Source organism: Kineosporia sp. NBRC 101677, assembly GCF_030269265.1.
GTDB classification, from domain to species: Bacteria; Actinomycetota; Actinomycetes; order Actinomycetales; family Kineosporiaceae; genus Kineosporia; species Kineosporia rhizophila.
The window spans coordinates 112,479-127,460 of sequence record NZ_BSTA01000009.1; the positions used below are offsets into that span (position 1 = coordinate 112,479).

Genomic DNA, 14,982 nt, shown 5'->3' on the forward strand with positions numbered 1-14,982 from the left:
TTTCAGAGCGCTTTCTCAAGTGTCCGGACAAGATACGAGTCCAGAGTTATGTCTCCCGGTGCCAGGACCCGCTCGTCGCAGTCGATCAGGGCGGTCAGCGATCCGGCCACCCGGGGCCGCAGTTCGGGACTCTCGGCCAGAGCCCGGTGGATCACCCGGGCCGCGGCCGGCACCGTGTGAATCCCCTTCCGGGTCCCCGCCAGGGCCTGCAGATCGGCCAGCACCTCGACCACCGCGGTCTGCGGATCAGCCGCACCGAGCGCCTGCAGTGCCTCGATCGCGACCGCCCCGGCCGGACGCTCCTGCCCCACGAGATCATTCAGCCGCGCCACCCATTCGGCCCTCCACTGCGGCCGGACGGTGACCAGCCGGTTGCCCAGCTCGACCGCCGCCCCGAAGCACACGCCCAGCTGCGGCGTCAGCGAAAGCAGCACCTTCCACAGGGTTTGCACAGGATCCGGGTCGGCGTCGCGGCCGGAAAGCACCGGGGCGAAGAGGATCTGCAGGGCCGCCACCTGGACCGCGCGGCTGCGGTGGGTGCCCCAGGTGGTGCGGGTGGCCAGGTCGAGGCAGACCTGCTCGAGCTCGGCCGACGGGTGGGTGGCCCAGATCCGCAGCAGCTCGTCCTCCCCCGCCCCGGACTCGCTCATCCGCCAGGCCCGGGCGAACGCCGCTGCGTCGCCGGAACCGAGCAGGGCCTGAAGCACCAGCAACCAGGCCCCGGAATCACCGGCCGAGACCGGAAGTTCCTGCACCACCTGATAGGTCGCCACGTCGAAGACCCCCGGCCGCTCGGCCGCCGTACGGGCCAGCAGCCGCAGCGCCGCCTTCGACGGCACCCCGCCGCTCAACAGCACCTCGACCAGATCAGAGGACGGCGGCAGAGACTCGAGCAGTGCGGTCCAGGCATCAGCGGTGCCCGGCCAGGCAGTGATCGCAACTTTCACCAACTCGAGCAGACCGCTGTGGGCCCACGGGCCCACACCCGTCCTCTGTTTGAAAGACTCCAGGGCGGAAGCGAACTCGACCGACTGCGCGCCGACTGCGATCCACGGCGGCTCGCCCCGCGTCGCAGCCAGGGCAGGGCCGGACCAGCGGGTGTCCCGAAGAGCGAAAAGGGCCGTGGCGAAAGCAGCCAGCAGGTCGGACGCCGGGTCGGCACAGCGTTCCAGCAGGCCGTACACCGCATCGGCGGCTTCCTGCCGGTCTTGGGTTTCCGGCAGCAGCGGCAGCATCGCGGCCAGCAGATCCGCCGCATCCTCCTGCCCGGCCCGGGCGATCAGGCCGAGCAGAGCCCGCGAGGCCGGCGCGTACGCCGAGCGGGCGAGCACCGCTGCGTCGTGCCAGGCCCAGGCCAGTTCGGCCAGGGAGACGGCCTGCGTCTCGCCGAGGCGGTCCAGCAGCGCAAGCGCCCGCCCGGAGACCTTCTCGACCAGGTCGCAGAGCGGATAGCCGTCACCGGCGCCGTAGTTCACCCTGGCCTGCGCGCTCCACAACCGGGCCAGGTACTCGATCGCCTCCGGCGACTGCGAACCGGCCAGCATCATCGCCCAGGCCCCGCTGAAGACCACCTCGTCCTGCCCGCGGGCCGCGAAGGTGTCCAGGTCGGCCGCGGTGAGCACGCCCCGCCGGGCCAGCGCGGTGACCAGGTCGACCAGCAGCTCTGCATCGGCCTCGGCGTCGAGCCGGGCCCGCAGCAGCGACACCGGGTCCGGCCAGTCGGGGGCCGAGCCGTAGACCGCCCGGCGCACCTCGGGCTCGGGATCGTGCACCAGTTCGGCCAGGTCGCGAGTGGCCCGTTCCAGCGCGGCGACGGCCTGAGGCCCGCAGTCGGCGGCGAATCCGGTGTAGTGGTCGATCAGCTGCAGCGCCCCGAGCCGTCCCTCCGACTCCCGGTCCAGCGCCACCTGCACCAGGAACGGCAGCGCGGCCAGGGTCGCCGGGTGCGCCACCCGGTCGTGCATCAGGGCGACGTAGAGCTCGTCCACCGCATCGTTCCAGTCGTCCCACTCCCCCTCGCGCAACCGCGTGAGCAGCAGCGGCACGTCATCGGCCTCGCCGTGGGCATGGGTCAGCCCCGACCAGTCGACGGCATCCAGGTTGAGCACTGGCGAAATGTACCGGAACAGGTGTTCGACTCCGACCGGAGGCGAACCGGACCGGCCGCCGCGCAGGCACTTTGCGCGACGGCCGGTCAGCGGAGCGCAGTCTCAGCAGCCCGGGAGGCGGGCGCCCAGCCAGGCGGTGACCCCGTTCAGCGGCACGCGCTCCTGCTCCATCGTGTCGCGGGAGCGGATCGTGACCGCCTCGTCCTCGAGGGTGTCGAAGTCGACGGTGATGCAGTACGGCGTACCGATCTCGTCCTGGCGGCGGTACCGACGGCCGATGGCCTGCGCGTCGTCGAAGTCGACGTTCCACGAGCGGCGCAGCTCGGCGGCCAGGTCGCGGGCCTTGGGCGAGAGGTCGGCGTTGCGCGACAGCGGCAGCACCGCGGCCTTGACCGGGGCCAGCCGGTGGTCGAGCTTCAGCACCGTGCGCTTGTCCACACCGCCCTTGGTGTTGGGCGCCTCGTCCTCGGCGTAGGCCTCGACCAGGAACGCCATCAGCGAGCGGGTCAGACCGGCCGCCGGCTCGATCACGTAGGGCAGGTAGCGGGTGTTGCTGGCCTGGTCGAAGAAGCTCAGGTCGACGCCGGACTTCTCGCTGTGGATCTTCAGGTCGAAGTCGGTGCGGTTGGCGATGCCCTCCAGCTCACCCCACTCCGAACCGGTGAAGCCGAAGCGGTACTCGATGTCGACCGTGCGCTTGGAGTAGTGCGAGAGCTTCTCCTTGGCGTGCTCGTACAGGCGCAGGTTGTCCGGGCTCAGGCCGAGGTCGGTGTACCAGGCCATCCGGTGGTCGATCCAGTACTGGTGCCATTCCTCGTCGCTGCCGGGCTCGACGAAGAACTCCATCTCCATCTGCTCGAACTCGCGGGTGCGGAAGATGAAGTTGCCCGGGGTGATCTCGTTGCGGAACGACTTGCCGATCTGGCCGATGCCGAACGGCGGCTTGCGGCGGGCGGCCTGGTAGACGTTCTTGAAGTTGACGAAGATGCCCTGCGCCGTCTCCGGGCGCAGGTAGGCCAGGCCGGACTCGTCCTCGACCACACCGAGGTAGGTCTTCATCAGGCCGCTGAACTGCTTGGGCTCGGTCCACGCGCCGCGGGTGCCGCAGTTCGCGCAGGCGATCTCGTCCATCGAGGTGGCCGGGCGGCCCTTCTTCTCCTCGAACTCCTCCTCGAGGTGGTCGGCCCGGTAGCGACGGTGGCACGACTGGCACTCGATCAGCGGGTCGGTGAACACGTCGACGTGACCGGAGGCCTCCCACACCTGGCGGGGCAGGACGACCGAGGAGTCCAGACCGACGATGTCGTCGCGGCTGGTGACCATGTAGCGCCACCACTGGCGCTTGATGTTCTCCTTCAGCTCGACGCCGAGCGGGCCGTAGTCCCAGGCCGAGCGGGTACCGCCGTAGATCTCACCGCTGGGGAAGACGAACCCCCGGCGCTTGCTGAGATTGACGACTGCATCGAGGCGGGATTCCTGCTTGGCGGCCACGTTCGGCTCACTCCATCCGGCTGGTTGTCGGCGGACTCTTGATTTCTGACTTCACGTAGCGTATCTGCCCCCACCGACAGCCTTCGACGAGGTTTCGCCGACGACGCGCGCCTATTCCACGATCAGATCGCTCTCGTGCTCGGCCAGCCCCTGCTCCGGCGCCCAGGTGAGCAGGTCCTCGAAGGCGGTGGGCTCGTCGATGCACCGGTACATGAGGGGCACGGCCCGGATCTTCACCTCCGGGTGAGACAGCGCACGACGGTAGGCACCCACCGTCTCCCAGCGGGTGGAGAGCACCCACAGGTCGGGTTCGTCGATGGAACGCGCCACCCGCCCCTCCAGGCAGCCCGGCCGCTCGGCGAGCGCGGCCAGGGCCTCGCGGGCGAGGGCGGCGAACTCTTCCGATTCCGGCGCGGGCACGCGATATCTGGTGACTACGAACACCTTCGCCACGTTACCCCTGCGCCCTGCGCGAACCAGACTCCCCTGAGGGTGCCCTTACATGAAAAGCTTGACCTCATGAGCACGAACCGGCGCGAGACGAAGCAGCGGGTGGCCGTCTCGGCGGCGCTCGACGAAGTGAACGAGTTCGTCAGTGCACAGCAGCTGCACACCATCCTGCGTGAGGGCGGCGACGGCGTCGGGCTGGCCACCGTCTACCGCACCCTGCAGCAACTCGCCGAGGACGGCGAGGTCGACGTGCTGAAGAGCACCGACAACGAGTCGATGTACCGCCGGTGCAGCCGCGGGCACCACCACCACCTGCTGTGCCGTTCGTGCCGGCGCACGGTCGAGGTGGAGAGCCCCTCGATCGAGAAGTGGGCGCAGAAGGTGGCCGCCGCCAACGGCTTCGCCGACGTCGACCACGTCGTCGAGATCACCGGCATCTGCGCCGAATGCCAGGCCGCAGCCCGGGCCTGACAGACCAAACTGAGGACGCCCCACACGAGTCGTGTGGGGCGTCCTCTGGTTTTGGTTGTGGTCGGCTCCGACGCGGAGCCGCCGGGATCAGCGCTCTTCGCGGAAGTCCACGTGCTGCCGGACCACCGGGTCGAACTTGCGCAGCACCAGCCGGTCGGGGTCGTTGCGGCGGCTCTTACGGGTCACGTAGGTGTACCCGGTGCCCGCCGTCGAACGCAGCTTCACGATCGGTCGCAGTTCGGTGCGGCTCGCCATCTCGATCACTCCTTCACACGCCCGGCCGTTCCGGTCGCATGCAGAAGAACCTGAGAACCGTTCTCGGTATTCCGCCCGTCCCGAACTGGGTCAGGCGGTGGGTTTGTCCACCGCGCCGCCGTAACGCCGGTCCCGCTCGGCGTAGATCTGCACGGCCTCCCAGAGCGTCCGCCGGTCCACGTCGGGCCAGAGCACGTCCATGAAAATCATCTCGGCGTAGGCGGACTGCCACAGCATGAAGTTGGAGGTGCGCTGCTCGCCGGAGGAGCGCAGGAACATGTCCACGTCAGGCAGGTCGGGCTCGTCGAGGTACTTCTGAATGGTGCGCTCGTCGATCCGGTCGGGATCGATCTTGCCCTCCACGGCGAGCTGGGCGATGGTGCGCGCGGCATCGGCGATCTCGGCCCGGCCGCCGTAGTTGACGCACATGGTGAGGGTGATCACGTCGTTGCCCCGGGTCAGCTCCTCGGCGACCTCGAGCTCCTTGATCACGCTGGCCCAGAGCTTGGGGCGGCGCCCGGCCCAGCGCACCCGCACCCCCCACTCGTGCATCTCGTCACGCCGGCGCCGGATGACGTCCCGGTTGAAGCCCATCAGCCAGCGCACCTCCTCCGGCGAGCGCTTCCAGTTCTCGGTGGAGAACGCGTAGGCCGAGATGTGCTTCACGCCGATCTCGATCCCCCCCGCCACCACGTCCAGCAGCGAGGCCTCCCCCATCTTGTGCCCCTCGGTCCGGCTCAGCCCCCGCTGGTTCGCCCAGCGCCCGTTACCGTCCATGACGACAGCGACATGCTTGGGCACCAGCTCGGCCGGGATCGCGGGCGGCCGGGCCCCGGAGGGGTGGGGCGGGGGCGCGATCGGCGGGGTGGTGCGGACCGGCAGTGCCTGGCGACGGCGAAGCGCCAACGGAAGACCTCTTCAGAACGGCGGATCAGGGGCGGCAGCGATCGTAGTCCGGCCCAGCCCCCTCCCCCGACCCACCTGACCCGACCCCCGGCCCGATCACCGGCCTGCCCACCGGCCGCGCGGGCATACTGACCCGCCATGGACCTGGACGACTACCAGCGCAGGGCCCTCCTGACCGCGGCCTCCCGCGAGAAGCCGAACGAACTGCTGCATCTGGTCCTCGGCCTGGTCGGCGAGTCCGGCGAGATCGCCGAGAAGTTCAAGAAGTGGATCCGCGACCAGGAGAGCGACGAGACCCGCATCGACCGAGAGGACATCGCCAAGGAACTGGGCGACGTGCTCTGGTACCTGGCCGTCCTGGCCAACTACCTCGACCTCTCACTGGACGACATCGCCACCGCCAACCTGACCAAGGTCACCGACCGCAAGAACCGCGGAGTGCTGGGCGGCAGCGGCGACCATCGCTGACCAGAACGGCCTGGCCACCGCACCCAACTTCCCGCCCACGCCCTGGCCAACTCCCCACCCCAGCACGCCGAGACAACGGCAAACAGCCGCGGCACGGCAGCGCGGCGGCAGCCTCACCGCAATCAACTTCCCACCCACGTCCCCGGCCAACTCCCCACCCCAGCACGCCGGAGACAACGGCAGCACAACAGCCGCAGTACGCCACCGCGACAGCGGCATCAGCAGGCGGCAGGAGCAGGCGGCAGCCGCACGGCGGCACGGCGGCAGCCGCACGGCGGCACGGCGGCAGCCGCACGGCGGCACCTCGGCACGGCGGCACCTCAGCACCTCGGCACCTCAGCACCTCGGCACCTCAGCACGGCGGCACCTCAGCACGGCGGCACCTCAGCACCTCGGCACCTCGGCACCTCGGCACCTCGGCACGGCGGCACGGCGGCACGGCGGCACGGCGGCACGGCGGCACGGCGGCACGGCGGCACGGCGGCACGGCGGCACGGCGGCACGGCGGCACGGCGGCACGGCGGCACGGCGGCACCAGCCTGATCATCGGGCGCCTCAGCAACTGGACGGCTCGTCAGCACCCGGTCAGGCCGACAGATCCGGCCTACCAGCCGGGGGGATCTGCTGGCGCCACGGCGGCCTGGGCTCGTTCGATCGCGGCGACGTCGAGGCCCGGCTTCCGGGCACCTGCCTCGCTTCTCTGCCGCGCCTCACTCCCCGCCCGCGCCTCACTCCCCGCCCGCGCCTCGTTCCTTGCCCCGGTCTCGTTTCTCGCCCCGGTCTCGTTTCTCGCCCCAGCCACGCTTCTTGCCCCAGCCTCGCTCCGGCCCCGGGGCAGGTCCGGGCCCAACTGGTCGCCTTCACGCTCGACCCAGCGCAGCGACCGCACCCGCCGCTCCACGTGCCACTGCAGGTAGGCAGCCACCAGCCCGCTGGCCTCGCGGCGGCGGCGGGCTTCGCTGGCGTCGGCGCTCGTCCAGTCGCCGGTGAGCAGGGCGGACAACAGTTGCAGGGTTTCGGGGTGGGGCGCAGCCGAGCCCGGGGGGCGGCAGGAGGGGCAGACGGCGCCGCCCATGGCCAGGGAGAAGGCGCGGTGCGGGCCGGTCTGGCCGCAGCGTGCGCAGTCGGTGAAGCTGGGGGCCCAGCCGGCCACAGCGAGGGAGCGGATCAGGTAGGCGTCGAGCACCAGGCCGGGCTCGTGCAGGTTCTGGGCCAGGGTGCGCAGGCCCCCGGCGAGCAGGAGGAACTGCTGCAGGGCGGGCTCGCGTTCGGTCTCGGTCAGGCGCTCGGCGGTCTCCAGCATGGCCGTGGCCGCGGTGTAGCGGGCGTAGTCGGCCACGATCGCCAGGCCGTAGGGGCCGATGGTCTCGACCTGGGTAACCGTGTCCAGCGAGCGGCCCTCGTACAGCTGCACGTCGATCAGCATGAACGGCTCGAGGCGGGCGCCGAAGCGGGACATGGTCTTGCGCACGCCCTTGGCCACCGCCCGGACCTGGCCGTGCTCGCGGGTGAGCAACGTGACGATGCGATCGGCCTCGCCCAGCTTCTGGGCGCGAAGCACGATCGCTTCGTCTCGATAGATGACCGGCACGCCTGCGATTCTCCCTCATACCAAGTAAACGCAGTGGACGGCCCGAACGTGAGGTGCCGGGTACAGCGATTTCGACGGATACGCGCACCCATGGTCCCGAGGCCGGGGAGGCGATTTTCGTCAGCTGCGGACGATGCATAAAGCCACGAGCCTCTGGATCTGCTCGATCGTCTCGCCAGAAAAAATGGAAACCCTGGTCGGACCGGAGGCTGCGCCGGCCGACCGCTCCGGGCCTGCGAAGCCGGGGCCTGGGAAGCCGGGCCAGCGAAGCCCGCGGGTGCGAAGCCCAGCCTGCGAAGCTCGGGCCTGCGAAGCCGGAGCCCGAGAAGCCGGGCCTGCGAAGCCGGAGCCCGAGAAGCCGGGGTTGCGTAGCCGGGGCCAGCGAAACCGGGCCTGCGAAACCGGGCCTGCGAAACCGGGGCCTGGGAAGCCGGGCCAGCGAAGCCCGGCCTGAGAAGCCCGGCCTGAGAAGCCGGCGGGGTTGCGAAGCCGGGGCCTGGGAAGCCGGCGGCTCGCCGGCGTCCTCCATTGGAACCGATGACGCGGGTGGCCGCCCAAAGGCGACCACCCGCGTCATCAATTCACCGAAAGTCAGCGGCCTACGGACCGGTTGACCGCCGACAGCACGGCCTTCAGCGAGGCCCGCACGATGTTCTCGTCGATGCCCACGCCCCACAGCACCTGCTCGCCGACCTGGCACTCGACGTAGGCCGCGGCCTTGGCGTCGCCGCCGGCGCTCATCGCGTGCTCGCTGTAGTCCAGCACCCGCACCGACACGCCGTGCCCGGCCATCGCGTCACCGAAGGCCGCGATCGGGCCGTTGCCGGTGCCCTGCAGGGTGAACGGGGCGCCGTCGTCGACGATCTCCACCCGCAGCTGGTCGGTGCCGTTCTCGTCGCTGGTGTGCTGCATCGACTTCAGCGCGTAGCGGCCCCACTGACGGGCCGCCGCCGGCAGGTACTCGTCCGAGAAGATCGTGTACAGCTGGCCCGGGGTGACCTCGCCGCCCTCGGAGTCGGTGTGCTTCTGCACCACCTGGCTGAACTCGATCTGCAGGCGGCGGGGCAGGTCCAGCTGGTACTCGTTCTTCATCAGGTAGGCGACGCCGCCCTTGCCGGACTGGCTGTTCACCCGCACCACGGCCTCGTACGAGCGGCCCACGTCGTGCGGGTCGATCGGCAGGTACGGAACCTCCCAGACCACGTCCTCGACGGTCTTGCCGACCGCCGCGGCCGAGGCGTTCAGCGCCTCCATGCCCTTCTTGATCGCGTCCTGGTGGGAGCCGGAGAACGCGGTGTAGACCAGGTCGCCGCCGTAGGGGTGGCGCTCGGCCACCTTCAGCTGGTTGCAGTGCTCGACCGTGCGGCGGATCTCGTCGATGTCGGAGAAGTCGATCTGCGGATCGATGCCCTGGCTGAACAGGTTCATCCCCAGCGTGACCAGGCAGACGTTGCCGGTGCGCTCACCGTTGCCGAACAGGCAGCCCTCGATCCGGTCGGCACCGGCCTGGTAGCCCAGCTCGGCCGCGGCCACCGCGGTGCCCCGGTCGTTGTGCGGGTGCAGCGACAGGATCACGTTCTCCCGGAAGGCCAGGTTCCGGTTCATCCACTCGATCGAGTCGGCGTACACGTTGGGCGTGGCCATCTCGACCGTCGCGGGCAGGTTGATGATCACCTTGCGCTCGGGCGTGGGCTCGAACACCGCCAGCACCTCGTTGCAGATGCGCTTGGCGAACTCCAGCTCGGTGCCGGTGTACGACTCCGGCGAGTACTCGAAGTACACGTCGGTGCCGACCATCTCGTCGGCCAGCTTCTTGCACAGCCGCGCGCCGTTCAGCGCGATGTCGACGATGCCGTCCTCGTCGGTGTTGAACACCACCTTGCGCTGCAGCGTGGAGGTGGAGTTGTACAGGTGCACGATGGCCTGCTTGGCACCGCGGATCGACTCGAAGGTGCGCTCGATCAACGCGTCCCGGGCCTGGGTCAGCACCTGGATGGTCACGTCGTCGGGGATGTGACCGCCCTCGATCAGCTCCCGTACGAAGTCGAAGTCGGTCTGGCTGGCGGCCGGGAAGCCGACCTCGATCTCCTTGTAGCCCATGCGGACCAGCAGGTCGAACATCCGGCGCTTGCGCTCGGAGTTCATCGGGTCGATCAGGGCCTGGTTGCCGTCGCGCAGGTCGACGGCGCACCAGCGGGGCGCCACCTCGATCCGCTTGTCCGGCCAGGTGCGGTTCTCCACGGCGACATCGATCAGCTCGTGGAACGGCACGTACTTGTGGACAGGCATGCCGGAGGGCTTCTGGGTGTTCTTCATGGCTTCGGGCCTCTTCTGCTGGGCTGAGGTAAAGGGACGATCGGCCGGCATGCAGAAAACCACCGCGACGAGAGGACCGGCCTAGCAGGTCCCGCCGCGGCGACCAAGGAGGAGAAGCTCCGAACGCACGGTCGACAGGTTACACACGCATTTGCCCCTGGCGACAATCGAACCGCCTGACTGCTGCATCCGGTGGGATCTCAGCGGCTACGGATGTTTGCCTCAGGGACTTCTCAGTGCCGCCTTCCCATCATGAGCCGGTGGTCACCCTGAAATCCCTTGTCCCCGTCGCCGACGGGTACTGGTTCGAGAACGCGCTGGCCTTCGGCGGCAGCTTCGGTCTGCAGCTCGCGCTCGACATCGTCGTGGCGGGGGTGGCGCTCGCTGCCGCCGTGCTGCTGCGCAACCGCAGACCGGTGCGCGGCCTGCAGGTCTGGGCCCTGTGCCTGGTGGCCGGCTCGCTCGGGGTGATCGCGATCAGCACGCTCACCCGTCGCTCGGGTGCCACCAGCCCCGGCCGCCTGCAGCTGGAGCCGTTCGGCACGCTGCAGCGCTACACCCACGACCCGGCCGACCTCCTGATCTACCTCGGCGGGAACGTGGCCATGTTCATCCCCCTGGGCTTCTTCCTGTATCTGGCCCTACGCCGCCGGATGCTGCTCTGCGCGGCCCTCGCCACGCTGGTCTCGATCGGCGTGGAGATCCTGCAGCTGCCGATCTACAGCCGGGCCACCGACGTGGACGACGTGATCACCAATGGCCTGGGCGGACTGATCGGCGCCGTGCTGGGCGTGGTGGTGGGGTGGCTGGCCCGGACAGGCCGGCTCGGCTCATGGGCACGACGAACAATGGTCCCCCAGCCCCTAGGGGGCTGGGAGGTGCCCCCAGTAGGTCAGCTCACCGATTCGTACGAGCCCGCGCCGGCCTACCCCCGCTCGGCGGACACCCGCCCGTCAGGCCTCGGGACTATGCGCGTCGTACCGGGCGAAACGTGGGTTCCGCAGGCCGAGGAACACGACCAGCGCGATGCAGGTCAGGCCCCCGGCGATCGCCGCGACGCTCTCGCTCGTGAGGTCGGCCGCCGACCCGACAGCCAGGTCACCCAGCCGTGGCCCACCCGCGACGACCACTACGAAAACGCCCTGTAGACGGCCGCGCATGTGGTCCGGGGTGGCGGTCTGAAGGATCGTGCTGCGGAAGATGCCGCTGACCGAGTCGGCCACGCCGGACAGCACCAGCAGCCCGAAAGCCGGCCAGAGCAGCCAGTGCGCCCCGCCACCCGCGTCCGGGCCGGACGAGAGGCCGACCACCACGCCGAAACCCACGATGCTGGCGCCCCAGGCCACGATCGCGACCAGCACCGCCAGACCCTGACGGCGCACCCGGCCGAGCGGACCGGAAAGGACCCCGGCCAGCACCGCGCCGGTGGCGATCCCGGCCGAGAGCACGCCGACCGTGGTGGCCCCACCGCCGATCACCACCGCACCGAGCGCCGGGAACAGCACGCGCGGCATGCCGAAGATCATCGCGACCAGGTCGACCAGGAACGTCATCCGCACGTTCGGGCGGGTGCGCAGATAGTTCAGGCCCTCCAGCACCGAGGCCAGCCCGGAACGCCGCACCTCGCCCAGCGGCGGCATCGCGGGCAGGGCCACCAGGGTGGTCAGGGCGACGCCGAGCAGCAGCACCTCGCTGAAGTAGGTACCGCCGAAACCCAGGTGGCTGACCGAGAACCCGGCCAGCAGCGGGCCCAGCGTCATCCCCACGCTGTTGCCCAGGGTGGACAGCGCGTTCGCGGCGGGCAGCATCTCCTTCGGCAGCAGCCGCGGCAGGATCGCCATCCGGGCCGGTGAGTTCACCGCCCAGAACCCGTTCTGCACCGCCACCAGGCCGTACAGCAGCCAGACCTGGTTCAGCCCGGCCCAGGCCTGCGCCGCGAAACACAGGGCGGTCACGAAGAGCCCGCCGGAACTGACCAGCAGAACCTTGCGGCGGTCGAAGGCGTCGGAGACCGACCCGCCGTACAGGCCGAACACCACCAGCGGCACCAGCGCGAAGAGGCCGACCAGGCCCACGCTGAAGCTGGATCCGCTGAGGTCGTAGACCTGCAGACCGACCGCCACCGTGGTCAGCTGGGCGCCGACCGAGGACAGCAACGTGCCCAGCCACAGCCGACGGTAGGCCGGGCTGTGGCGCAGCGGGGTCAGGTCTGCGAACAGGCCCAGCCTGCGTCTGGCGGTCTCCGGCGGCACCCCTCGGGGCGCCGCCACTCAGAACCCCAGCCGCTGCATCTGTTTCGGGTCGCGCTGCCAGTCCTTGGCCACCTTGACCCGGATGTCCAGGTGGATGCGGGTGCCCAGCAGGGCCTCGATCTCCTTGCGGGCCTTGGTGCCGACCTCGCGCAGCCGGCTCCCGCCGCGGCCGATCACGATCGCCTTCTGGCTGTCGCGCTCCACGTAGAGCAGCACGTGCACGTCGAGCAGCGGCGCACTCTGCGGCCGGCCCTCGCGCTCGCTGACCTCCTCGACCACCACCGCCAGGCTGTGCGGCAGCTCGTCCCGCACACCCTCCAGCGCGGCCTCGCGCACCAGCTCGGCGATCATCACGTTCTCGGGCTCGTCGGTGAGCTCGTCGTCCGGGTACATCCGCGGGCCCTCGGGCAGGTGCCCCATGAGCACGTTTACCAGGGCGCCGACCTGGAACCCGTCGACCGCGGAGACCGGGATGATGTCGTCCGACTCCATCAGCTCCTGGACCTCGAGCAGGTGCTCGGCCAGACGCTGCGGCTTGACCTTGTCGGACTTGGTCACGATGGCGACGATCGGGGTGCGGCGCAGTTCCTTCAGCTCGCGGGCGATGAACTTGTCGCCCGGGCCGATCTTCTCGTCGGCGGGCAGGCAGAAGCCGACCACGTCGACCTCCAGCAGGGTCTCGCGCACCAGGTCGTTCAGCCGCTCGCCGAGCAGTGTGCGCGGGCGGTGCAGGCCGGGGGTGTCGACCAGCACGAGCTGGGCGTCCGGCCGGTGCACGATGCCGCGGATGGTGTGCCGGGTGGTCTGCGGGCGGTCCGAGGTGATCGCGATCTTCTCGCCGACCAGGGCGTTGGTCAGCGTCGACTTGCCCGCGTTGGGCCTGCCGACCAGGCAGGCGAAGCCGGACCGGTGCTGGGTGTCGGGCGTGTTCGTCACTTTTCTCCGATGGGTGCGGCCAGGGCCCGGGCCCCGGCCTTCTGCAGGTGGTCGGCGACCAGGCCCGCGCTGGACTCGCTGAGGTTCTCCTTGACGATGGTGGGGGCCTCGTCGAGGAGTTGCTTGGCGGCGCGCAGGTCCAGCCCGGTGGTGCGGCGGATCTCGCGGATCACCGCGATCGGGTTCGGCCCGGCGACCTGGAGCACCACCCGGTGCCCGCCCGGCTCGGTGAACCGCTCGGCCACCCGCGACGGATCGGCCGGGCGGTAGACCCGGTAGATCCGCATCGCCGGGGAGATCGCCAGCACCAGCAGGAGCAGCCACCAGCCGCCGCGCAGCGCGGAGCCGACGAAAACGACGAGCAGCAGGCCGTTCAGGGCCAGCGTGACGTTCTTCTGGGTACCGGTCATCGGGGTGGTCATCGGGGATGGCTTCCTTCCGCTGCCGGCTGTGCCTCGGCGAGCTCGGGTTCGGTGCCGGCCCGGGCGTCGTCGTCCCGGCCGACCAGGACCGTGGCCAGGCTGTGCCGCCGGCCCTCGAAGGTGTCGGCGGTGAGCAGGAGACCCTGCACCGCCGTGGTGGAACCGGCGATCGGCACCCGGCCCAGGCCCTTGGCCAGCAGACCGCCCACGGTGTCGACCTCCTCGTCCTCGATCTCGATGCCGAACAGCTCCCCGAGGTCGTCCAGGTGCATCCGTGAGCTCACCCGGCGGCGGCCGTCGGGCAGATTCTCCACCGCGATCTCGGCCCGGTCGTACTCGTCGGCGATCTCCCCGACGATCTCCTCCAGGATGTCCTCGATGGTGACCAGGCCGGCCGTGCCGCCGTACTCGTCCACCACGATCGCCGCGTGACCGGCGTGCTGCATCTCGCGCAGCAGCTCGTCGGCCGGTTTGCTGTCGGGCACGAACACCGGCCGCCGCATGATCGACTCGACCCGCTGGGTGAGCCCGGCGTCGGGGTGCTCGTGCATCCGGCGGGCCACGTCCTTCAGGTAGAGGATGCCGACCGGATCGTCCAGGCCGCCGCCCACCACCGGCACCCGGGAGAAGCCGGAGCGCAGGAACAGCGACATCGCGTCGTGCAGGTTCCGGTCGCGGTCGACCGACACCACGTCGGTGCGCGGCACCATCACCTCACGGGCCAGGGTGTCGCCCAGACCGATCACCGAGTGGATCATCTTCTGCTCGCCCAGCTCGATCAGCTGGCTCTCCTGGGCGATGTCGACCGCCTGGCGCAGCTCGGCCTCGGAGGCGAACGGCCCGTCGCGCAGCCCGCTGCCCGGAGTGACCGCGTTGCCGATCAGCACCAGCAGCCGGGTCAGCGGGGCCAGCACGGTGGTCAGCGCGACCAGCGGCGGGGCCGCGATCAGCGCCACGTTGTCGGCGTACTGCCTACCCAGGGTGCGCGGGCCCACCCCGACCATGACGAACGAGGCCGCGGCCATGATCAGCCCGGCCACCACGCCCGAGGTGTAGTAGTTGCCCAGCGCCTCGATCGTGGCGAACGTGACCGAGACGACCGCGCCCACCTCGGCGGTGACCCGCAGCAGGGTGGCCACGCTGAGCACCGGCGCGGGCTCGTCGGCCACCTTGACCACCGCGGCCGCACCGCGCCGGCCCTGGGCCTGCAGGTCTGCCGCGTGCGAACGGCCGATCCGGGACAGCGCGGCCTCGGACGCCGCGGCCAGACCGGCCACGACGGTGAGGACCAGTGCGATGAAGACCAGACCGACCAC

At 70.3% G+C, this 14,982-nt stretch carries 12 protein-coding genes and 2 pseudogenes; 3 read left to right on the plus strand and 11 right to left on the minus strand.

Features of this window, described 5'->3' with window-relative positions; genetic code table 11:
* Positions 1–2: 2 nt before the first annotated feature.
* The 3 genes from QSK18_RS24975 to QSK18_RS24985 all read right to left on the minus strand — a co-directional run bounded on the left by QSK18_RS24975 (position 3) and on the right by QSK18_RS24985 (position 4,043).
* Positions 3–2,108 (minus strand): hypothetical protein, encoded by a 2,106-nt coding sequence (locus tag QSK18_RS24975; protein WP_285623941.1) that lies wholly within the window; start codon positions 2,106–2,108, stop codon positions 3–5.
* 102 nt (positions 2,109–2,210) lie between these two features.
* Entirely contained in the window at positions 2,211–3,599 is a 1,389-nt protein-coding gene (locus tag QSK18_RS24980; protein ID WP_232813772.1) for a glycine--tRNA ligase, read from the minus strand.
* A 111-nt stretch (positions 3,600–3,710) separates the two neighbouring features.
* Complete coding sequence (locus QSK18_RS24985) at positions 3,711–4,043, minus strand: antibiotic biosynthesis monooxygenase family protein (protein WP_285623944.1); 333 nt, start codon at positions 4,041–4,043, stop codon at positions 3,711–3,713.
* Positions 4,044–4,118: 75 nt separating this feature from the next.
* Here QSK18_RS24985 and QSK18_RS24990 point away from each other — a divergent pair, with 75 nt between their 5' ends.
* On the plus strand, positions 4,119–4,520 hold the full coding sequence (locus tag QSK18_RS24990; protein ID WP_232813770.1) for a Fur family transcriptional regulator: 402 nt from the start codon (positions 4,119–4,121) through the stop codon (positions 4,518–4,520).
* Positions 4,521–4,607: 87 nt separating this feature from the next.
* Here the strand turns inward: QSK18_RS24990 and rpmG are convergent, their stop codons facing one another.
* Both rpmG and QSK18_RS25000 read right to left on the minus strand, forming a co-directional pair.
* A complete protein-coding gene (rpmG, locus tag QSK18_RS24995) occupies positions 4,608–4,775 on the minus strand; it encodes a 50S ribosomal protein L33 (protein WP_232813769.1) in 168 nt (55 codons plus the stop codon).
* A gap of 90 nt (positions 4,776–4,865) precedes the next feature.
* Positions 4,866–5,681, minus strand: coding sequence for an isoprenyl transferase (locus tag QSK18_RS25000; RefSeq protein ID WP_232813768.1), 816 nt, complete (start codon positions 5,679–5,681; stop codon positions 4,866–4,868).
* Positions 5,682–5,819: 138 nt separating this feature from the next.
* Here QSK18_RS25000 and QSK18_RS25005 point away from each other — a divergent pair, with 138 nt between their 5' ends.
* The gene (locus QSK18_RS25005) at positions 5,820–6,149 is read left to right on the plus strand and encodes a nucleoside triphosphate pyrophosphohydrolase family protein (protein WP_232813767.1); all 330 of its coding nucleotides are present in this window, start codon (positions 5,820–5,822) and stop codon (positions 6,147–6,149) included.
* Between the two features lie 862 nt (positions 6,150–7,011).
* On the opposite strand, the pseudogene recO reads toward QSK18_RS25005, so the two are convergent.
* Positions 7,012–7,740 (minus strand): annotated as a pseudogene (gene recO / locus QSK18_RS25010) (DNA repair protein RecO); the annotation flags it as partial.
* A gap of 591 nt (positions 7,741–8,331) precedes the next feature.
* Complete coding sequence (leuA, locus tag QSK18_RS25015; RefSeq protein WP_232813765.1) at positions 8,332–10,056, minus strand: 2-isopropylmalate synthase; 1,725 nt, start codon at positions 10,054–10,056, stop codon at positions 8,332–8,334.
* Positions 10,057–10,523: 467 nt separating this feature from the next.
* Between leuA and QSK18_RS25020 the strand changes: the two are divergent.
* A pseudogene (locus tag QSK18_RS25020) lies at positions 10,524–10,838 on the plus strand (VanZ family protein); the annotation flags it as partial.
* 171 nt (positions 10,839–11,009) lie between these two features.
* Here QSK18_RS25020 and QSK18_RS25025 read toward each other — a convergent pair.
* From QSK18_RS25025 to QSK18_RS25040, 4 genes are read right to left on the minus strand one after another with little or no spacing between them, the layout of a single operon-like run.
* Positions 11,010–12,326, minus strand: coding sequence for an MFS transporter (locus QSK18_RS25025; RefSeq protein ID WP_232813764.1), 1,317 nt, complete (start codon positions 12,324–12,326; stop codon positions 11,010–11,012).
* A complete protein-coding gene (gene era, locus QSK18_RS25030) occupies positions 12,327–13,244 on the minus strand; it encodes a GTPase Era (protein WP_285623953.1) in 918 nt (305 codons plus the stop codon).
* Positions 13,241–13,666, minus strand: a complete 426-nt coding sequence (locus QSK18_RS25035) for a ribosomal protein L7/L12 (protein WP_285623956.1) — start codon at positions 13,664–13,666, stop codon at positions 13,241–13,243. Before QSK18_RS25035 ends, era begins: the two co-directional genes overlap by 4 nt.
* A complete protein-coding gene (locus QSK18_RS25040; protein ID WP_232813761.1) occupies positions 13,663–14,982 on the minus strand; it encodes a hemolysin family protein in 1,320 nt (439 codons plus the stop codon). Before QSK18_RS25040 ends, QSK18_RS25035 begins: the two co-directional genes overlap by 4 nt.

Coding starts and splice junctions, on each gene's coding strand:
- QSK18_RS24990 (WP_232813770.1), top strand. CDS start 4,119: ATGAGCACGAACCGGCGCGAGACGAAGCAGCGGGTGGCCGTCTCGGCG.
- rpmG (WP_232813769.1), bottom strand. CDS start 4,775: ATGGCGAGCCGCACCGAACTGCGACCGATCGTGAAGCTGCGTTCGACG.
- QSK18_RS25005 (WP_232813767.1), top strand. CDS start 5,820: ATGGACCTGGACGACTACCAGCGCAGGGCCCTCCTGACCGCGGCCTCC.
- leuA (WP_232813765.1), bottom strand. CDS start 10,056: ATGAAGAACACCCAGAAGCCCTCCGGCATGCCTGTCCACAAGTACGTG.
- QSK18_RS25035 (WP_285623956.1), bottom strand. CDS start 13,666: ATGACCACCCCGATGACCGGTACCCAGAAGAACGTCACGCTGGCCCTG.